This is a genomic window from Catenuloplanes nepalensis, assembly GCF_030811575.1.
GTDB lineage: Bacteria > Actinomycetota > Actinomycetes > Mycobacteriales > Micromonosporaceae > Catenuloplanes > Catenuloplanes nepalensis.
On the sequence record NZ_JAUSRA010000001.1, the window covers coordinates 8,244,578 to 8,265,000 of the forward strand.

12 protein-coding genes and 1 rRNA gene (1 of these 13 cut by a window edge) are annotated in these 20,423 nt (G+C 71.1%); 9 read left to right on the plus strand and 4 right to left on the minus strand.

The genetic code is table 11. The features are described 5' to 3' along the window. Positions 1-11: 11 nt before the first annotated feature. Positions 12-719, plus strand: a complete 708-nt coding sequence (locus J2S43_RS35815) for a TetR/AcrR family transcriptional regulator (RefSeq protein ID WP_306836760.1) — start codon at positions 12-14, stop codon at positions 717-719. A gap of 150 nt (positions 720-869) precedes the next feature. On the opposite strand, the gene J2S43_RS35820 is transcribed toward J2S43_RS35815, so the two are convergent. Both J2S43_RS35820 and J2S43_RS35825 read right to left on the minus strand, forming a co-directional pair. Then, positions 870-3,041, minus strand: coding sequence for a putative bifunctional diguanylate cyclase/phosphodiesterase (locus tag J2S43_RS35820; protein ID WP_306836762.1), 2,172 nt, complete (start codon positions 3,039-3,041; stop codon positions 870-872). A 360-nt stretch (positions 3,042-3,401) separates the two neighbouring features. Beyond that, a complete protein-coding gene (locus J2S43_RS35825) occupies positions 3,402-3,932 on the minus strand; it encodes a MauE/DoxX family redox-associated membrane protein (protein WP_306836764.1) in 531 nt (176 codons plus the stop codon). A 413-nt stretch (positions 3,933-4,345) separates the two neighbouring features. Between J2S43_RS35825 and J2S43_RS35830 the strand changes: the two genes are divergently transcribed. The 4 genes from J2S43_RS35830 to J2S43_RS35845 are packed head-to-tail and all read left to right on the plus strand — an operon-like array spanning position 4,346 to position 10,392. Then, positions 4,346-4,915: a TlpA family protein disulfide reductase gene (locus tag J2S43_RS35830; RefSeq protein ID WP_306836766.1), complete on the plus strand. Its 570-nt coding sequence runs from the start codon at positions 4,346-4,348 to the stop codon at positions 4,913-4,915. 32 nt (positions 4,916-4,947) lie between these two features. Then, positions 4,948-6,756: an ABC transporter ATP-binding protein gene (locus J2S43_RS35835; protein WP_306836767.1), complete on the plus strand. Its 1,809-nt coding sequence runs from the start codon at positions 4,948-4,950 to the stop codon at positions 6,754-6,756. Continuing rightward, positions 6,753-7,220: a S26 family signal peptidase gene (locus tag J2S43_RS35840; protein WP_306836769.1), complete on the plus strand. Its 468-nt coding sequence runs from the start codon at positions 6,753-6,755 to the stop codon at positions 7,218-7,220. Before J2S43_RS35835 ends, J2S43_RS35840 begins: the two co-directional genes overlap by 4 nt. Positions 7,221-7,266: 46 nt before the next feature. Further along, positions 7,267-10,392, plus strand: coding sequence for an AfsR/SARP family transcriptional regulator (locus tag J2S43_RS35845; RefSeq protein ID WP_306836771.1), 3,126 nt, complete (start codon positions 7,267-7,269; stop codon positions 10,390-10,392). Between the two features lie 58 nt (positions 10,393-10,450). On the opposite strand, the gene J2S43_RS35850 is transcribed toward J2S43_RS35845, so the two are convergent. Next, positions 10,451-12,316 carry a M48 family metalloprotease gene (locus J2S43_RS35850; protein ID WP_306836772.1) on the minus strand — a complete coding sequence of 622 codons (1,866 nt, stop codon included), beginning with the start codon at positions 12,314-12,316 and terminating at the stop codon, positions 10,451-10,453. Positions 12,317-12,428: 112 nt separating this feature from the next. Between J2S43_RS35850 and htpG the strand changes: the two genes are divergently transcribed. After that, entirely contained in the window at positions 12,429-14,324 is a 1,896-nt protein-coding gene (gene htpG / locus J2S43_RS35855; RefSeq protein WP_306836773.1) for a molecular chaperone HtpG, read from the plus strand. Here htpG and J2S43_RS35860 read toward each other — a convergent pair. Continuing rightward, the gene (locus J2S43_RS35860; protein WP_306836774.1) at positions 14,321-15,133 is read right to left on the minus strand and encodes a DUF3152 domain-containing protein; all 813 of its coding nucleotides are present in this window, start codon (positions 15,131-15,133) and stop codon (positions 14,321-14,323) included. The genes htpG and J2S43_RS35860 overlap by 4 nt on opposite strands. A 189-nt stretch (positions 15,134-15,322) precedes the next feature. Between J2S43_RS35860 and J2S43_RS35865 the strand changes: the two genes are divergently transcribed. From J2S43_RS35865 to J2S43_RS35875, 3 genes are all read left to right on the plus strand, one after another. Beyond that, positions 15,323-16,681, plus strand: a complete 1,359-nt coding sequence (locus J2S43_RS35865) for an SWIM zinc finger family protein (protein ID WP_306836775.1) — start codon at positions 15,323-15,325, stop codon at positions 16,679-16,681. Continuing rightward, entirely contained in the window at positions 16,678-19,377 is a 2,700-nt protein-coding gene (locus J2S43_RS35870) for a DUF6493 family protein (protein ID WP_306836777.1), read from the plus strand. The genes J2S43_RS35865 and J2S43_RS35870 overlap by 4 nt, the downstream gene beginning before the upstream one ends. A 480-nt stretch (positions 19,378-19,857) precedes the next feature. Beyond that, positions 19,858-20,423, plus strand: a 16S ribosomal RNA gene (locus J2S43_RS35875) (it continues 952 nt past the right edge of the window).

The following is a 20,423-nucleotide window of genomic DNA, read 5'->3' on the forward strand; positions in this document are numbered from 1 at the left end:
ACGATCGCGTTATGAGTCCTCGTCGAGTCCCGGTCAGCCGGCGTGACCGGCCGGCCAAGCCGCCGCTGAGCCGCGCGGGCGCCGTCAGCGTGGCATTGCGAATCATGCGGGAAGAAGGCCTGGAGCGGGTGACGATGCGGCGGCTCGCCGCCGAGCTCGACACCGGCCCGGCCTCGCTCTACGTCTACGTGCAGAACATGGCCGAGCTGCACGGCGCGATCCTCGACGAACTGCTCGCCGGCCTCACTCTGCCCGATCCGGGTCGGGCGGGGGAGCGCTGGCGCGAGGAGCTGATCGGGCTGCTCACCGGCTACACGCAGCTGCTGCTCGGCCAGCCCAGCCTGGCCCGGTCGATCCTGGCGCTGCGCCCCTCCGGCCCGCACTACGTGCGCCTGATCGACACGCTGCTTGGATTGCTGCACGCCGGTGGCGTACCGACGGCGCAGGCGGCATGGGGTGTCGACCTGCTCTTGCAGCACGGCACCGCCACCGCCGCGGAGCAGGGCGTGCGCAGCGAGGCGGTCGATGCGCAGGCGGAACAGGACGCGTTCGTCGAGGCATTGAACGACGCCGCCGACGGCGACTGCCAGAATATCGCCCGTGCCCGGCACGAGCTGTTCTCCGGCACCGGAGACCAGCGTCTGTCCTGGATGTTCGACGCGATGATCGCCGGCATCTCCACCGTCACGGTGCCCGAGCCGGAGCCGTCCGCACACTGAACCGGCGAATCCCCTCCTGCCGCTTTCCGGCGGGAGGGTTGCGATACCCGCCGCCCCACGGTGCGCGACCGTCGATCGTCGCAGCGGTGTCGGACGCGAGTGCTGGGATCGCCCGGCCCATCCTGGGCTTCGGCCTCCGGCATCGACGGGCTACCGCGGCGGGCCGGATTCGGACCCCAGCTCCAGCAGGGCAGCGAGCACGTCCGGCCGCAGCGGGCGGGCCAGCAGGTACCCCTGGCCCTGCTCGCATCCCAGCGCGATCAGCCGCTCGAGTTGGCCGGTGGTCTCGACGCCTTCGGCGACCACGGTCATTCCGAGCACATGTCCCGTGGCGGTGACCGCCGCGACGATCTCGCGGCCCCGGCCCTCGGTCTCGAGCTGGTTGACGAAGCTCCTATCGATCTTGAGGACGTTGGCCGGGAACTGCATCAGATGCGCCAGCGACGAGTACCCGGTGCCGAAGTCGTCCAAGGCGATGTGCACCCCGAGCCGTGCCAGGTCGGCCAGGGCATCACGCGCTTCGGTCATGTCGAGCAGCTGCGCCGTCTCGGTCAGCTCCAGGCACAGCTGAGTCGGCGCGAGCCGGTGGCGATCGAGGACGTCCTTGACGACGCCGGCGAAGTCGGGAGCGGACAGTTGCCGGCTGGATACGTTGACCGCCATCGTCAGCGCCGGCAACGCCGGGTTCCGCCGGGCCGACCACTCGGCCAGCTGGCGGCATGCCTCGTGCAGAACCCAGGTGCCGATCGAGACGATCAGACCGCGGTCCTCCGCGATGCCGATGAATTCGACCGGTGAGACGATGCCACGGTCCGGGTGATCCCACCGGATGAGCGCCTCGGCGCCGACGACGTGCTGGTCGTGCAGGGAGAACAGCGGCTGGTACTCCAGGCGTAGCTGGCGGCGCTCCAGTGCCCGGGCCAGATCGGCCTCCACGGCGTACCGCTTGGCGGCCCGGTCGCGCAGTTCGGGGTTGAAGAACTGGTAGCAGTTGCGCCCGCGCGCCTTCGCCTGATACATCGCCGCGTCGGCGTCACGCACGAGATCCTCGCCGGTGGCGGACGGATCGGTGGTCACCACCAGTCCCACGCTCGCGGTCACGAACAGTTCGTGGCCGTTGTCGAAGAACGGCGCGCTGAGGCTGTCGACCACTCGGTCGGCCGTGGCATGGGCGTGCTCCTCGGTGCAGAACTCGTCCAGCACGACGACGAACTCGTCACCGCCGAAACGTGCGACCGTGTCGCACGGCCGGACGATGGCGGTGAGCCGCCGGCCGGTCTCCACGAGCAGCTTGTCACCGACCCCGTGCCCGTACGTGTCGTTGATCGCCTTGAACTGGTCCAGGTCGATGAAGAGCAGCACGATTCGCCCGGGACGGCGTTTCATCCGCGCCAGGGCGCCATGGAGCCGATCGAGCAGCAGCACCCGGTTGGCCAGCCCGGTCACCGGGTCGTGAAGGGCCTGATGAGCCAGTTCGTCCTGGGTCCGCTTCAGCTCGGTGACCTCACGGGTGGACGTCACCACGCCGACCGTCCGTCCCTGATCCGTATCCCGGTGCGCGGCCATGTGCGCCTGGAAATCCCGGCGATCGGCCCCGGCACCGACGGAGAAGTCCACCGAGCAGCTCCTGCCGGTGGCCAGCACGCCGGCCAGGCCGGACTCCCAGATCTGCAGGACCGTGCTGTCCCGGTTGAGCTCACGATCGGTACGGCCGAGCATGTCGCAGCTCCGCAGCCCTTGCAACCGCTCGGTGGCCGTGTTCACGTACTGGTAGCGCAGACCGGCGTCGTACAGCGCGATGGCGTCAGCCGAGGTGTCCAGCACGGTGCGAAGCTGGGCCTCGACGCGGCTGATCTCGGCATGCGCCGACGCCAGGGCGGCCGCGTTGCGAGTCGCCTCCTGCTCGGCCTGCACCAGCCGGGTGATGTCACGCGAGATGCCGAACGTGCCGATGATCTGTCCGTCGTCAGCACGCAGTGGGAACTTCGTGGTGGTGACCCACCGGTCGGGACGATCGGGCCAGGTCTCGAGCTCCTGTTTGTTGACCAGCGGCGTGCCGGTGGCGATGATCCGTTGCTCGTCGGCGTACGCGTCGGCCGCGTGCGCATGGCCATAGACGTCGAAGTCCGTGAGACCGATGAGTTCGTCGGGGTCACTGCCGGTGAGCGCCCCCCACGCCTTGCTCAGCCACAGGAACCTGCTCTGCAGGTCCTTGAAGTAGATGACCTCGTCGCTCGCATCGAGCAGGTTGCGGGCGCATACCCGTTGAAAGTCCCCCTCGTCGCCATGGGGTGGCCGGTCAGGTGCGGGGGCCTGGTCCATGGCACATCACTCTCCGCGTCCTGGGTCGACTACGACTCCTATCGGCAGCGAACAGACCGGGCTGGACGAAATCGCCACCGAACTTCGCTGGGCGGTTTGCCGGAGGCGGACCCCGCGGGGCGGCACGAACATGTTGTGCCAGGCAGGCAGGTCAACGATGGTGGTGACGACGGTATCCAGGTCGGTGCCGACGGGCCGGGCATGCCCTGAACCTAACCGCCCGGATCGGTCGCGTCTCACGGTCAGGCAAACGCATTGTGTTCGTAGGCCACGTCGAGGCCTTCACCGACGACGACGTCACCCACCTCATCTACCTCTTCACCGGCAGCGGCTGATCGTGGGTTCGAATCTCCGGGCCGCTCACAGATCGCCGGCGGGTATCGGCGCGAAGAGGCCTACCAGATCGTCCAGGTGAGCGACCAGCAGCGCGACGGCCAGGCCGGCCGCCGACCCGACCGCGGCCACCTGCCACGGCACCGAGGGCTGCGCCGAGACGGCGGCGGTGCCGGTGGCCGTCACCACGAGCAGGGCGACGTTGCGTGCCACGTGATGCCATCGAAACCGGGCCGGCGCACTGCCGCCGAAGCATCGGCACGTGGCTCGGGTCCCGCGCCGTAGCACCGTGACGATCGAGACGGTGAATCCGAGCAGCAGCGCCGCCGCCAGTGCGAATCCGAGCACCGGAATCGTCAGGAGAAGAACCGGCGTCACCGCCTCGGCCGCGACGACCAGCGTCGCCGCCGGGCGCGCGAATCGGCCGGGGAGCAGCCGCATGCCGGCCAGTGACGCGGCGAACTCGCCGAAGCGGTCGCCGATCGGCATCTTGCTCCACGCGGACAGCAGGAACACCAGCCCGATCAGACCGCGGGTGAACACCTCCAGGTAGGCCACGGTCACCGACCCTATGCCGCGGAATCGACGGTGCGGAGCGGTCGGCGGCCGGCGTGTACGAGAAATGAACGGTATGCATACCGGCCGTCTCTAGGCTCCCGGATCAGGAGATCAACTTCGATGTGCCGGAGGCGATGGAATGACCCGGTTACTGGAACGGTTGGGCGACCGAATGCTCGACGTGGTACTGCCGTCCGCCAAAGCGGACGCAGCCTACTGCTACGGGCTGAACGTCGGTGCGTGCGCGTGGATCTGCTGCAACACCACGTGCACGGTCGAGAAGCGGTGCTGCCTGGGCTACGGCAGCGGCGTGTGTACCTGCTCGGCCTGTCAGCACGCCTGAACGAGGAGCACCACCGGCGGGCGGCACCGGCCGCCCGCCGGCCATCCAGTGTCGGGAGAGTCGAGGAACCATGTCAGTTCTGGGCGTGGCCGTCGTCATGGTCGGCCTTGTCGCGGCCGTGAATCTGATTCTGACGACGGCCGTGATCCGGCGGCTTCGTGTGCTGGCCGAGCAGACCACGGATCCGCATCCCGCCCGCTTCCCGGCCCAGGCGATCCTCCCGCCCGGCGAGCGGGTGGGTGAGTTCGCCGTGGAGGACGCGGCCGGCGCGGCGTTGTCCCACACCGACCTCGCCGGGTCGGTGCTGGCCGGATTCTTCACTCCCGGGTGCGAGCCGTGCCAGGCGCTACTGCCGCGGTTCGCCGACCGGGCCGGCGCGTTGCCGGCGATCGGCTGGCAGGCGCTGGCCGTCATCGTCGTCGACCCCGATGATGACGTCGACGAGTACCGCCGTCTGCTCGCTCCCGTCGCCAGGGTGGTGGTCGAGGCGCCGCACGGACCGGTGCAGACCGCGTTCGGGGCCGACGCGTACCCGGCGCTCGCCGTCGTCGACCCGGACCGCACGATCGTCGCCTCCGGCACCGACGCGACGGTGCTGGAAGCGCTGCCGGTGCGTTCGGCGGTGGCGACGGGCGCATGACCGGTCCAGTCGAGATACGGGGGTGGACCGGTGTGGTCGGGGCGGTGGCGCTCGCCTGGCGCGCGTCACCGCCCCGGCTCCTCGCCTACCTGCTGCTGCACACGGTCGCCGCGGCCGTCCCGGTGCTGGCCGCGGTGCTGACCAAGACCGCGCTGGACCGGCTCGCCGGAGGCGCCGGCTGGGAGTCGGTGATCTGGCCGGTCACCGCCCTGGCCCTGGCCGGGGTACTGGTCACGGCGCTTCCCCGGACGGCCGACCATCTCGCCGCCGTGCTGGGCCGGCGGGTGGGACGGCTGGCCACGGATCGCCTGTACGCCACCGTCGACACGTTCGTCGGACTGGGCCGCTACGAGGACCCGCGCTTCCTCGACCGGCTCCGGCTGGCCGGGGACGCCGCGCGGATCACACCCAACCGGGTCGTCGACGGCCTGCTCGGCGTGGCTGGGGGCGCGCTCACCGTGATCGGCTTCGTGGTGTCGCTCGCCGTGCTGAGCCCGGTGGTCGCCGTGGTGCTGGTCGCCGCCGCCGTACCGGTGCTGGTCGCCGAGTTGTGGCTGAGCCGGCGCCGGGCCCGGATGGTGTGGGAGATCAACCCGGGTGAGCGGCGGGAGATGTTCTACGCGCAGCTGCTGACCGGGTTGGAGGCGGCCAAGGAGATCCGGCTGTACGGTGCCGGCGGGTTTCTGCGTGGCCGGATGATGCGCGAGCGGGAGGCAGCCGACGCAGCCCGAGACCGTACCGGCCGGGTGGAGCTGGTGGTCGACGGCGGCCTGACCGTGCTCGCCGCGGTGATCGCCGGAGCGGGTCTGATCTGGACGGTGCGGTCCGCCGCCGCCGGTGCGTCGACCGTCGGCGACGTGTCGATGTTCGTCGCGGCGGTCGCGGGCGTGCAGGGCGCGCTCCGGGCGGTCGCCGGCTCGCTCGCGCTCACCTACGACTCGCTGCTGCTGCACGGCCATTACGAGGCGGTCATCCGGTCCGGTCCCGATCTCGTGGTGCCGGCGAAGGTGCCCGCGCCCGTCGCGAGTGAGCGCGGCATCGTGCTGCGCGACGTGTGGTTCCGTTACGGTCCCGGTCTGCCCTGGGCGCTGGCCGGCGTGGACCTGCACATCCCGGCGGGCCGGTCGCTGGCGCTGGTGGGCCGCAACGGTGCGGGCAAGAGCACGCTGGTGAAGCTGCTGTGCCGGTTCTACGACCCGTGCCGCGGCTCGATCCGGTGGGACGGCGTGGACCTGCGCGACTTCGACCCGGCCGAGTTGCGCCGCCGGATCGGCGCGGTGTTCCAGGACTACGCCTCTTACGACCTGACCGCGCGGGAGAACATCGGCATCGGTGACCTGGCCCGCTCGGACGACCCGGCCCGGGTGCCGGATGCCGCCCGGTCGGCCGGGATCCACGAGGCGCTCGAGCGTCTGCCGGACGGTTACGACTCGTGGCTGAGCCGTACGTTCACGGCCCGGGGTGCGGACGCCGCCGGTCCGGGGGTGCTGCTCTCCGGCGGCCAGTGGCAGCGGCTCGCCCTGGCCCGCGCGCTGATGCGCGACGACGCCCAGCTCATGATTCTCGACGAGCCCAGCTCCGGGCTGGACGCCGAGGCGGAACACGAGATCCACACCATGCTGGTCGCGCACCGTGCCGGGCGGACCAGTCTGCTCATCTCGCATCGCCTCGGCGCGATCCGGGCCGCGGACACCATCGCGGTGCTCGACGCCGGCCGCGTCGCCGAGCTGGGCACCCACGACGGGCTCGTCGCGGCGGGTGGCGTCTACGCGCACCTGTTCGGCCTGCAATCCCGGGGATATCGCACCGATCGGGATCCGGCCGAGGCGGCGGCGTCGTGACCGCGATCGCCGCGGTGACGGTCGCGATCCTGGCCGCGGCCGGTGGCGGGCTCGGGTGGGCGCGACGGCGGCTGATCGTCGTGACGGTGGTGGGAATGAGCATGTCGCCGGCGTACCGCGCCGGTGACCGGCTGCTGGTGCGGCGGGTTCCCGTGCGAAGGCTGCGGATCGGGCAGGTCGTGGTGGTCCGCTATCCGGACCGTGCTGGCCGGCGGTCGCGGCGCACCGGAGACGCCCGCCCGGAATGGATCGTCAAGCGGATCCGCGCACTGCCCGGGGACCCGATGCCCGGCGACGTGCGAGCGGCGTCCGATGAGGACGATTCAGTGGTGCCGCCCGGTCGCCTGGTCGTGCTCGGCGACAACGCCGAGAGCAGCGACGACTCGCGCCAGTTCGGCCCCGTTCCATCGACCGAGGTGATCGGCGCGGTGCTGCGCAGACTGTCCGCCACCGGACGGCATTGACGATCGTCCCGTAGGCTCCGTGACGGCGAGCCTACGGGGGAGTCCGATGCGATTACTGGTTCTCGGTCCGTTCCGGGCATTCGACGACGGCGCCCCGCTGCCGCTCGGACCGCCGAAGCAGCGGCTGCTGGCCGCGGTGCTGTTGTGCCGCCGGGGCGACATCGTCACGTCGGCCGAGCTGATCGACGCGCTGTGGGGAGCCGCCCCGCCCGCCTCCGCCGGCGGAAACCTGCGGTCGTACGTGCACGGTCTGCGCCGGGTGCTGGGCGTCGACCGGCTGACCGGGCACGGTCGTTCCGGTTACCGCCTCGACGTGCCGGCCGGGGCCGTCGACGCGACGGAGTTCGTCGAGGCCGCGGCCCGGGGTGAGGTGGCGCTGGCGGCCGGTGACACCGCGACCGCGCGGGCGTTGCTGCACGATGCCCTGGGGCTGTGGCGCGACCGCCCGTTCGCGGACCTTCCGGACGTGCCGGTGCTCGCCCGCGAGGCGGCCCGGCTCGGCGAGTACCGGCTGCTGGCCCTGGAACACCGCGTCGAGGCCGACCTGCGTTCCGGGTCCGCGGCCGAGATCGTGGCGGAGCTGCGCGACCTGGTCACCGCCCATCCGTACCGGGAACGGTTTCAGCTGCAGCTCATGCTCGCGCTGTATCGGGCCGGCCGGACCGCGGACGCGTTGGCGTGGGGCCGGGACGCGATGGCCCGGATGCGGCGGGACCTCGGTGTCGAGCCGTCCGACGAACTTCGCGCGCTGGAGGTGGCGATCCTGCGCCGAGAGCGCCGGCTCGATCCGCCCGGCGAGCGCGAACCGCCCGGTGACGGCGCCGGCCCGGTCCCGGCCGAACTGCCCTCGGCGCCCGGCCATTTCACCGGTCGTGGCGCGGAGCTGCGGACGCTGACGGAGCTGGCCACCCGGCAGGCGCGTGCGGCCGGAGTCCCGGTGATCGCCGTGGTCGGGACGGCCGGTGTCGGCAAGACCGCGCTCGCGGTCAGCTGGGGGCACCGCGCGGCCCGCCGATTTCCCGACGGCCAGCTCTACCTGGATCTGCACGGCTTTCACGACGGGCCGGCGGTGACGCCGTACGACGGAGTGTCCCGGTTGCTGCGGTCCCTGGGCGTCGATCCGGACCGCATTCCGGCATCGCTGGACGAGGCGTCGGCGATGTTCCGATCGCGGATCGCGGGCCGGCGGATCCTGATCGTCCTGGACAACGCCCCCTCGGCCGAGCTGGTGCGCCCGATGGTGCCCGGTAGTCCCGGCTGCCTGGTGCTGGTCACCAGCCGCGACCGGCTCACCGGGCTGCTCGCCCGCGACGGCGCACAGGTGCTGGCGCTGCAGCCGCTGCCCCCGGCCGGCGCCGTCGGCCTGATCCGGCGGGTGCTGGGCGGCGATCGGGGCGCGGCCGAGCCTGCCGCGCTGACCCGGCTCGCCGAGGCATGCGGCTGCCTGCCGCTGGCGTTGCGGATCGCCGCGGCCAATCTGGCCGAGCGGCCGGACCGCACGATCGCCGACCATGTCGCCGACCTGTCGGCTGGGAACCGGCTCGACCGGCTCGCGGTCGACGGCGACGGGTCGCTGGCGGTCCGGCAGGCGTTCGATCTGTCGTACCGGGCACTGGACCCGCCGGTGCGGCGCTGCTTCCGGCTGCTCGGATCGATGCCCGGCCGGGACGCCGGCGTGCCCTCGGTGGCGGCGATGCTCGGGGTGAGCGCCGCCGAGACGTCGCGCTCGCTCGACCGGCTGGCCGGTGCGCATCTGGCGCACCGTGATGACCACGGCCGGTTCCGCCTGCACGACCTGGTTCGCGAGTTCGCCCGGGAACGCGCGCTGGCCGAGGACCCGGCCGACCGGGAGGCGGCACTGGGTGACCTGCTCGAGTTCTGTGCCGCCACGGCGTACGCGGCCGCCCAGGTGCTCTACCCGCAGATGGCCCGGCTGCCGCCGGCCGATGACCGGGGGGCCGTGGTCGCGGCGTTCGCCGACGCGGCGGACGCGGCGGCGTGGGTGAACGCGGAGCTGCCCAACCTTGCCGCCGCCGTGCTGCACGCGGCCGAGCACGGGCCCCGCCAGGCGGCGTGGGTCATCGCGGGCGCGTTGCGCGGAACGTTCTGGCACAGCCGGGCGACGGCCGAGTGGACGGTGGTGGCGGAGGCCGCGGAGCGGGCCGCGGACGCGGAGGGCGATGCCGCCGCGCGGGCGGCGGCGCAGCTCAGCCTCGCCACCGTCGCGATGGTGCGGCGCGACTATCCGGAGGCTCGCCGCCGGCACGTGCGGGTGCTGGCGCTGAGCCGCCTCGCGCGGTGGCGCGAAGGTGAGGCGACCGCGCTGGCCAATCTCGCGGCCGTCTACGGTGAGATGGGGAAGTTGGACCCCTCGGTGGCCTACTTCCGCCGGGCGCTGGCGGTCAACCGGCAGATCGGGTGGCGCCCCGGCATCGCCGTGACGCTGTGCAACATCGGGCAGACGCTCGCCTTCCTGGGGAGACTCCCCGAGGCGGTGGAGCATTTCGAGCGGGCGCTGCGCGTCTACGAGGAGCTCGGTGCGAGCGGCGGGCAGGCGGTGGCGCTCACCAACCTCGCCGAGATCCAGCGGCTGCAGGACCAGCTCGGCGACGCCCGGGATTCCATCCGGCGGGCGCGGCTGATCGCGCGTGACGTCGGCCGCGTCGACACCGAGGCGCACGCGCTGATCCAGTCGGCGGCGATCTGCCGGGAGGCGGGCAGCCCCGCGGAGTCGCTGCGTCACGCGCGGGCGGCACTGGAGCTGACCGCCCGGGTGGGGGACCGGCTGCTGTCCGCCTACGCGCACGAGGAGGTGGCCAAGGCGCGGCTGGCCACGGGCGATGTGGACGGCGCCCGGTCGTCGTTCGAAACGGCCCGGGGGCTCGCCGCGGAGATCGGCAACCGATACCTGGAGACGGCCATGCGGGTGGAGTCGGCGATGGCCGCCGGCCGGGCGGACCGCGAGGCAGCGGTGCAGGACACCACGGACGCGCTCGCCGTGGCCCGGGAGCACGGATATGCGCTGCTGGAGGGGCGGGCCTACGCGGTACTGACCGAACTGGCCGGGGACCCGGCCGGGTCCGCACGTGCGGCCGTGGCCATCCAGGACCGGACCGGATGGCGGTTGGGCCGGGCGCGGCTCCTGGAGGTCATCCGGGCGGGTGGGCGCTGATGTTTCACATGAAACATCGGCGGGTACGGCGCCGCCGTACCCGCCGATGATCTTGATTTTAGGAGGCTGACGCGGCTTTGAGGAGGTCGCGGAGGCGGTCGTAGGCGTTGTTCTGGTCCTCGGCCTGCATGGTCCAGTCGATCCGCACCGTCTCGCCACTGCGGAGCACGATCTCGAACCGCTTCGGGAACGAGCGCACCTGCCCGCCGGTCCTGATCTCCTCGGCGGGGATGTAGCGCGTGCCTGGCGTCTTCACCACGGCCTCAGCGTCGCCCCGCTGCACCCAGTCCATGATCCGGCCACGCTTTCGGTGCGCCATCGCGAAGTGGCCCAGTGACGGCACCAGCGCCACACCGGTGTCGAGCACGACCACGTCGGTACGCGCACCCGCCACCTTCATGCTGATCACGCCACCCAGTACGGACGCGCGACGCAGCGGGACGGTCGACGCCACCTGCTTCGCGGCGGTCACGTCGATACCCAGCTCGGCGAGCCGTGCCCGGGCGGTGCCGAGAGTGGCCGGGTCGACCGCGAGCAGCGCGACCGGTGCGAGGTCCAGCTCGGACCCGTCCGCCGCGAGCAGCCGTGGCGCGCCGGTCCACGAGTGGTCCCACGTGGCCACGCCGGAGCGGACCGCGGCCAGCGAGAACAGCGCGTCCAGCGGGTCCGCGAAGCGCTTCGCGGCCTCCTCGGGAGAAGCGGACGGGAAGACCACCGCGGCCATCGCGGCCAGCCGGCCGGCCTCGATCTGGTCGAGCACGCCGCCGACGTCGGTGACCGGCACGTTGAGCGCCCGAGTCAGCGCGCGCAGCAGACCGTCCATGTTCTCCTGCAGCCGGCCGTTCGCGCCGGTGCCGATGAACTGCTGCCAGGGGAGCACGGTCAGGTTGCGCCCGCCGAAGATGTGCTGCTGCAGCGCGAGCCCGGCCTGGCCGAGGCCGGGGATGAGCACCTCTGCCGGCCGGTCGTCCGGCGTGACCGGGGACTCCGGCGCGGCGTTGATCGCGGCGACCCGGGCGCCGATCGGCGGGTGGCTGTCCCAGCGGGACTGCTGCTCCTCGATCCCGGTGGCGGCGGCCCGCAGCGCGGCGATCTCCTCGGCGCGCGCGGTGAGCAGCTCGCGGAACCCGGCGAACAGGTCGTCCGGCGCGGCACCGGCCTCCAGGCCGGGACCGACGTACCGCCCGAGGTAGAAGTTGAACGCGGCGTCGAGCACGCGTACCTCCTCCAGCGCGCTCGCGGCCGCGGCCCGGCCGGCGACGCGCACGGACGAGAGGTCGGCCTCCAGCTCCTGGCGGCGGCTGACCGCGTTGTCGACCAGCAGGAACAGCCGGCCGTACCCGCGGTAGACGTAGCCGATCAGGTTGCCGGCGCCGAGGTGCTCGATGGTGCGGCCCATCGCCATCCGGCCCCGGTACGACACGGCCGCGAGCCGGGTGTGCGAGCCGGAGAAGTGGCCGAGTTCGTGCGCGAGCACCGAGCGCAGCTGCGCGACCGTGAACGTCTGCAGCAGCGGCATGCCGATCAGCATGGTGCGGCGCCCGCCGATCAGGCCCATCAGCCGGGACTTCTCGGACACGGCCGCGTTGACCTCGGGCACCAGGAAGATCTCGTCGGGCGCGCGGGTGCCGACCGCCTGCGCCAGCTCGTCCACGGTCGCCCACAGGTAGGGCGCCTGCTCGCGGCTCAGCGGGATGCCGTTCGGGTCGCCGCTCTGCGCGCGCACCGCCTTCCAGGTGCCGTAGCCGACCGCCCACACCGTGACGCCGAAGACGAAGAGGCCGAACCGGGTGGCCCCGGTGCCGCTGGTGTTGCTGCCGACCCAGATGGCCAGCGCGGTGCCGGCCACGAAGAGCAGCAGCGCCACCACGTAGAAGCCGGCCAGCATGATGATGGAGATCAGCGCACGGAACGCTGTCGTCATTGGAGTCCTCCCCGTGTCGGCACGGGAAGCTACCGGTCCCCGGTCCGGCGCACAATCGGCTTTATTCTTGAATTCCACCGAGTTTTTGCGACGCGAGGAGTCACGGAGTCACATGAGCACCGAGACGCTGGAGTTTCAGGCCGAGGCGCGCCAGCTGCTGCAGCTGATGGTTCATTCGATCTACTCGAACAAGGACATCTTCCTGCGGGAGCTCATCTCGAACGCGTCCGACGCCCTCGACAAGCTGCGCCTGGAGTCGCTGGTCGACAAGGACCTCGAGGTCGACACGTCGGACCTGCACATCGCGATCGAGGCGGACCGGGACGCCCGCACGCTGACCGTGCGCGACAACGGCATCGGCATGTCGCGTGAGGAGGTCGTCCGGCTGATCGGCACGATCGCCAAGTCCGGCACCGCGGAGGTCCTGGCGCGGCTACGCGAGGCGAAGGAGAACGCGGAGCTGATCGGCCAGTTCGGCGTGGGTTTCTACTCCACCTTCATGGTCGCCGACCGGGTCACGCTGACGACCCGGAAGGCAGGCGAGACCGAGGGTACGAGGTGGGAGTCCGCAGGCGAGGGCACCTACACGATCGAGACGGTCGAGGACGTGCCGCAGGGCACGAGCGTGACGCTGCACCTCAAGCCGGAGGACAGCGAGGACCACCTCTACGACTACACCACCGAGTGGAAGATCCGCGAGATCGTCAAGCGGTACTCGGACTTCATCTCCTGGCCGATCCGGATGACCACGGAGAAGACCGGCGAGGACGAGACCGTCGAGTACGAGACGCAGACGCTCAACTCGATGAAGGCGCTCTGGGCCCGCCCCCGCAAGGACGTGGAGCAGTCCGAGTACAACGAGTTCTACCGGCACATCAGCCACGACTGGTCCGACCCGCTCGAGACGATCCACATGAAGGCGGAGGGCACGTTCGAGTACGAGGCGCTGCTCTTCATCCCGTCGCATGCGCCGTTCGACCTGTTCATGCGCGAGGGCAAGCGCGGCCCGCAGCTGTACGTGAAGCGCGTCTTCATCATGGACGACGCGGAGGCGCTGCTCCCCGACTACCTGCGCTTCGTCAAGGGTGTCGTGGACGCGCACGACCTGTCGCTGAACATCTCCCGGGAGATCCTTCAGCAGGACCGGCAGATCCAGGCCGTCCGCCGTCGTCTGGTCAAGAAGATCCTTTCGACGGTACGGGACCTGCAGCAGAACGAGAACGAGAAGTACCAGACGTTCTGGCGCGAGTTCGGCCGCGCGGTCAAGGAAGGCCTGATCAACGACACCGACAACCAGGGCACGCTCCTGGAGATCCTGTCCGCGGCCTCCACGCACGCCGAGGACGGCGTGACCACGCTGGCCGACTACGTGAGCCGGATGAAGGACGGCCAGCAGCACATCTACTACATGACCGGCGAGTCCCGCTCGATGATCGAGAACTCGCCGCACATGGAGGCGTTCCGCGCCAAGGGCTTCGAGGTGCTGATCCTCACCGACCCGGTCGACGAGGTCTGGGTGGAGCGGGTCACCGAGTTCGACGGCAAGCCGCTGCAGTCGATCGCGAAGGGTCAGGTCGACCTGGAGTCGGAGGAGGAGAAGGAGGCCGCGAAGCCGGAGCAGGAGCAGCGGAAGAAGGACTTCGCGGAGCTGCTCACCTGGATGGGCGAGTCGCTGTCGGAGAACGTCAAGGAGGTCCGGCTCTCCTCCCGGCTGACCACGTCGGCCGCGTGCATCGTCGGCGACGAGAACGACGTGACGCCGACGCTGGAGAAGATGTACCGCGCGATGGGCCAGGACGTGCCGCACGTCAAGCGCATCCTGGAGCTGAACCCGACGCACCCGCTGGTCACCGGCCTGCGGAACGCTTTCGACGGCGGCGCCAAGGACGGTCTCGCGGACACCGCTGAGCTGATCTACGGCATGGCGCTGCTGGCCGAGGGCGGCGAGCTGGCCGATCCGTCCCGGTTCACCCGGCTGCTCGCCGACCGGCTCGCCGCGACGCTCTAGCTGGGGAGGTACGGCCCGGAGACGAACTCGCCGTCCTTCGTGAACGGATAGAGGTTCGGCTCGCAGCCGTCGAGGTCGATCGACTGCTGCATCATGATGGGCGCGAGTTCGCCCGGGCCGGAACACCCCTGGTGGTCGAAGCCGAGGTAGTGCCCCATCTCGTGGTTGATGACCGCCTCGGGGTAGTCGTCCACGGACGCGACGCCGGAGCCCTGCAGCCAGCGCCGCAGGTTGATCATGATGATGTTGCCGGTCTTGCACGAGTACTTGCCCTCGGTGTCCAGCCCGACCTGCCGGCACACCGCGTCCACCGTCGCCGGCGAGGCCAGGCGGATCCGCACCTTGTACTGCGGCCCGCTCACCCGCTGGAAGCGCCACGACGCGCCGTGCACGCCGTGCTCCGGCTCGGTGACCGGGTGGTCGGCCGAGGCGGGCCAGCTCTGCGGGTGCTCCAGCACCTCCTCGATCCGGGCCGCGAAGTCGTCCGTCATCACCTTCGGCAGGTCGCCCCAGTCGACGCCCCGCTCCACCTCCACCCGGTACGTGATCAGCGTCTGGCCCTTGCCGATCACGTAGTTCGAGCCCCGCGCCGTGTCGTAGGCGCCGTCGCCCGCCTCCGGGACCTGCTCGTCGCTCACCGGCTCCGGGCTCGGTGACGCACTCGGCGTCGGGCTCGCCGCCGACACCGGCGCCACCGGTTCGTCACCGGCCCGCCACTCCGCCTGCCCGTCCGTGGCCGTGCCACACGCGGACAACGCCGTGATCGCCGCGATGAAGACTCCTGTGATCCGACCCGTACGCAGCCGCACCGGCCGACCTCCCCCTCATGTCGGTGCCGTCGCTCGCGGACGTCACCACCCCGTGCGCGACGATCCCGGCACTCGGTGCTCAGGAGCCAGATCAAAGACTGCCCACCGGGTACGCCGCTCCGAGCAGTAGACGGTTCGGAAGCCATCGAGGTGGTCAGAAGTGTCGTACCCCACTATTAGCGTGGCGACATGGCCAACGCGGCGGCATACGCATACCTCGATCATTCGGCGTTCGCGCCGGACAGCGGGCTCACGCTCCAGACGTCCGGCGGCCCGTCCGCCCACCCGCGGTTCTTCGACGGCTTCCTCACCCAGCCCGGTGCCGCCGCGGTCGGGCTGCTGGCCGTCGCCGAGGTCGCCCGCACGCGCTACTTCCGGCCGGTCAGCCCGGCGAGCCTCGACCCGGTGGTGACCGCCGGCTCCGACCGGCTGCGCTTCGAGTCGTTCTCCGGCTGCTGCGGTGTCTACGCGCGGCTCGACGTCCTGCCGGCCGGCGTCGACGGCGACATCACCGGCCACGGCACGACGAACGTGGATGTCAACGTGCCCCTCCAGCGCGCGCTCTCCCGTGTCGGCCGCTCCGACCCGATGCACCTCGCGGTCGGGCCGGACGATCTGACCGTCACCACGTTCGACGGGCCGCTCGTCGAGCGGAGGGTGCCGCTGCCGTCCCGCTGGCTGCGCGGCTTCGCCGAGGCCCAGGTGATCACGTCCCGATTCGACGCGCGCGCCGAGGTCGGCGCGGCCGAGGCCCGCGCGCTGCTGCACCGTCTCCCGGTCGCGGAGCGCGGCGTGCTGTGGGCGATCCCGTCCGGCCGATCGCTGCGCCTGACCTCCCGCCCGGTCCCCGGCGCGGTCTGCCTGCCCGGCGCCGGCCGGCTCGTCGCGCTCCGCCCGTTCCTGCGCTTCGCCACCACGCTGCGGGTGTTCGGCCCACCCGTCACCGCGGGCAGCGGGCCGGTCGCCAGCACGTGGGAGCTCAGCTCGCCCGCCATGCGCCTGTCGCTCACGCTCTCCCCGGAGTCCCAGCGCGGGTTCTCCGGCGAGGGCGCGGTCCTGGAGTCGCTCGCCACGGACGACGCGGCCGACGACGCAGACCTGATCAGCGCGCTCCTCTCCTGGGACCCGACGATCGACGTGGACGCGCTCGCGGTCTCGTCCGGGCTGCCCGCGACGCGCGTCCGGGATGCGCTGACCCAGCTCGGCACGGCCGGCCGGGTCGGTTACGACGTGGCGGAGGCCGGTTACTTCCACCGCACGCTGCCCTACGACGCGTCCGCGGCCGCGAAGCTGAACCCGCGTCTGACCGGCGCCCGCGCGCTGGTCACGGCCGGTGCGGTGACGTTCGAGGGCGAGTCCGCGGTGGTGCGCAGCGGCGCCGAGACCTACCGGGTGCGCGTGCTCGCCGACGACACGTTTACCTGCACCTGCCCCTGGTGGGCCAAGCACCGCGGCGACCGGGGCCCGTGCAAGCACGCGCTCGCGGCCCGCATGGCCCGCACCGGCGAGACCGCCGACCTCGACGAGTCCGCGGCGGCGCCGGCATGACCACCCAGCTGCCCACCAGCACGGACACGCTCCTCGAGTGGCTCGACCGCCGCCAGCGCAACAAGGACCTCACGGGTGTCGCCACCCTGCTCCGCAAGATCTCCGAGGTGGACCGGCTCGCGCTCGCGCCGCTGGTCGAGGCGAAAATCAAGTCGATCAAGGGTGATGACTGGTGGCGGGGCGACCTCCCACCGGATCAGGCCGGCCTCGGCCTGATGGTGCTCGGCACCGCGCCGACCGCCGCCCGGGCCGCGGCACTGCTCACCCGGCGTGATCTGCGCGACGGGTGGAGCCGCATACCGGAGCGCCTCCTCCTCGACGTCGTGCGCGCCCGGGAACTCCCCTGGCTCGGCGACCTCGCGACCCGCATCGCCGGCAACCTCAACCCGAGGGAGGCCGGCTGGTCGGGGGAGTGGGAGTTCGCCGACGCGCTGTTGCGCGAGTCCGGCACCCCACCACCGGTCAACGAGGCGGTGACCCGCGGCTGGATCAGCGAGATCACTCGGTTCCGCCCCAGCACGGAGCTGATTCCGATCATCGACCGGTTGCGCGCCAGTCCGTATCTTGACCTGCTGGTGCCGGGCATCTTCGAGTTCGATGGCCTCGGCACCGAGCTGGTCAGCTCTCAGTGGGACAGCGGTCGGTGGGACAACACGCCCCGCGTCATGCTCGCACTCGCGGACCTGTCGGCCGAGGGCCGCCTGGACCGCACCATGCTGCTCGACGGCGTGCTCGACCGGCTGCTGCGCGGCGACAAGCCGAATGCGTTGCGCCCGTTCACCGCGCTGCACGACGCGCTCGCCCCCACGCCCGCGGAGCAGGCCGACCGCGTCCTCGACTACGCACAGCTGCTGCCCACCGCACCGGCACCGGTCGCCACGCTGGCCCAGCGCGCGCTCCGTGCCGCCGACGAGATCGGCCGGCTGGAGCTGGAGACGCTGCTCGACGCGTCCGCCGGCCTGCTGCTCCGCAAGGAGAAGGCGCTGGTCAAGGCGCAGCTCTCCTGGCTGGAGAAGGTCGCACGGCGCGAGCCCGACCGGCTCGGCGACATCCTGACCACGGTGGCGATCGCATTCGGCCACCCCGCGCTCGACATTCAGGAGCGCGCACTGACCATCATCGGCAGGCAGGTGGTCACGCTCGGCCCGGACGACGTGGCCCGGATCGCGGGCGAGGCGGTCCAGCTCGGCGGCGACCTGCCGGCCCGCGCGGCCGCGCTGCTCGGCACCCCGCTCGACGTGCCGCACCCGTTCGGCACGCCCGCGCTGCCGGCTCCCACGCCGGCCGCGGAGATGCCGCCGCCGATCGCGAGCGGCGCCGAGCTGGCCGAGGAGATCAGCGGCCTCGTCCACGCGGAGACCGCGGTCGGCTGGGAGCGGGTCCTCGCCGCCGTCGTCACGCTGCACGCCGCCGGCCGGCGCGACGAACTGGCCGAGACGCTCAGCCCGCTGCTCGACCGGCACGCCGACGTGTTCGTGGAGAGCACCTGGATCCGGCGGCCGCGATTCGTCTTCCTGGGCGAGGTGCTGCGCGCCGTCATGGAGCCGCGGGAACGGAGGGGCGGTGTCTGGCAGCGTGTGGTCACCTCGGTTCGGGAGGCCTGGCAGGACGGCTCGCTGCCCGGTGCCGGCGGAGCCGAGGACAACCCGCGCGGCGTGCTCGCGCTCCGCATCGCGGAGATCTCCGTGCGACTCCACCGCGCGCCGGTCCCGCTGCTGGTCGCCACGCCGACCCACGTCACCGGATCGCTCGACGCCGGTGTGCTGCTCGACCGGCTGATCCGCGCGGAGGCCGAGGGCTGGGAGCCCTGGCGACTCGACCTGGAGCAGGCCCTGGTCCGGGTGCCGCGCACCGTCGATCCGAGCGTGGCCGACCGCGCCGCCGCACTGACCAGCGAGTCCGGAAGGCGGTTCGCGGACTGGCTGCGCGACGGCGGCCTGCCGGACCCGATCGCCACCCGGGTCGAGCAACGGGCAGGCGACAGGACCCGATTCGGCTGGAGTGACGCGGAGCGGCGGGTGGTCGTCTCGCTGGAACCGGCGCTGCCGACCGGGCTCATCCTGGAGAGCCGGCTGCTGCGCCTGACCCGCGGAACGCATCCGGTCTACGTCGAGGCGCAGGTCGGTGACGTGTGGGCGGCCGTGCTCCCGCACCACCGGGACACCATCGCGGCCTGGGCGTTGCCCGCGCTGGCCGGTCTGGCCGACTCCGATCAGAAGGGCGGCGCCGCACTGCTGCCCCCGCTGGCGGAGGCGGAGGGCCCGGTCGGGCTCGCATTCACCTACGGGCTGGCATATGGACTGGGTGCCCGGCACGAGCAGGACCGGATCGCCGCGGTCGACGCCTTTCTCCTGTTGCTGGCACGGAAGACGGCGTTCGCCGGCCGGGTGGGCGCGGCGCTGGCCGACCTCGCCACGGACGGAATGGTCAAGCTGAGCCGGTTGGCCGGGCCATTGGGCGACATTCACCGATCCGGCGGTTCCAGCGGAGTGTGGGAATTACTCGCGGTGGCACTTCCAATACTGCTTCCACTCGCGCCACGTGCACTGCCGGATCTGCTGGAACTGTCCGCGCAGGTGGTACCGGCCGCGGGCGCACGTGGATCATTTGCCGAGCTGGACGCGGTCGCGGCCCGGAGCGGATCGTCCCGTCTGGTGCGGGAGGCAAAGAGATTGCGTGACGTGTTGAATCGGTGACGCAAAGTGCGGCGTTTGAACAACAGGGGGCCCGATTTGGCGCCCAAGCGGGCTCCCTGTAATGTTCTCTTCAGCGGGGCACCGGGCCAGCGAGGCGGAAACGCAAGCGGGCCGGTCCGCTGAATCCCAAGATCTACCGCTGAGTTAATCTTCTGCGGTCTGAAACTGGGAAGCCAGGAAGATCGAGTTGTACGGCCCGAAAATACCGGGTTGACACAGCGAGAACGACCCGGTAAGGTAGACCAAGTGCCCGGCGGAGACAAAGGGTACGGAACAGGACGAAATGCCCCACACCGGGGTGCGGCTGAGGCCGGTCACGGTGAGGTGTGTGGTTGTTCTTTGAGAACTCAACAGGGTGCTTTAAAAGCCAGTGCCAATTGATTTATACCCCGGCCGGCTGCATGATCTTTGCGGATCTGTGTCGTCGGTTGGAATTCCTTTGGCAGTTTGATTACTGCCGGGACGGATTTTCTCTAGATTTCGTTGGAGAGTTTGATCCTGGCTCAGGACGAACGCTGGCGGCGTGCTTAACACATGCAAGTCGAGCGGAAAGGCCCTTCGGGGTACTCGAGCGGCGAACGGGTGAGTAACACGTGAGTAACCTGCCCCAGACTTTGGGATAACCCTCGGAAACGGGGGCTAATACCGGATACTCCTTAAGGTCCGCATGGATTTTTCGGGAAAGTTTTTCGGTCTGGGATGGACTCGCGGCCTATCAGCTTGTTGGTGGGGTAATGGCCTACCAAGGCGAGGACGGGTAGCCGGCCTGAGAGGGCGACCGGCCACACTGGGACTGAGACACGGCCCAGACTCCTACGGGAGGCAGCAGTGGGGAATATTGCACAATGGGCGGAAGCCTGATGCAGCGACGCCGCGTGAGGGATGACGGCCTTCGGGTTGTAAACCTCTTTCAGCAGGGACGAAGCGCAAGTGACGGTACCTGCAGAAGAAGCACCGGCCAACTACGTGCCAGCAGCCGCGGTAAGACGTAGGGTGCGAGCGTTGTCCGGATTTATTGGGCGTAAAGAGCTCGTAGGCGGCTTGTC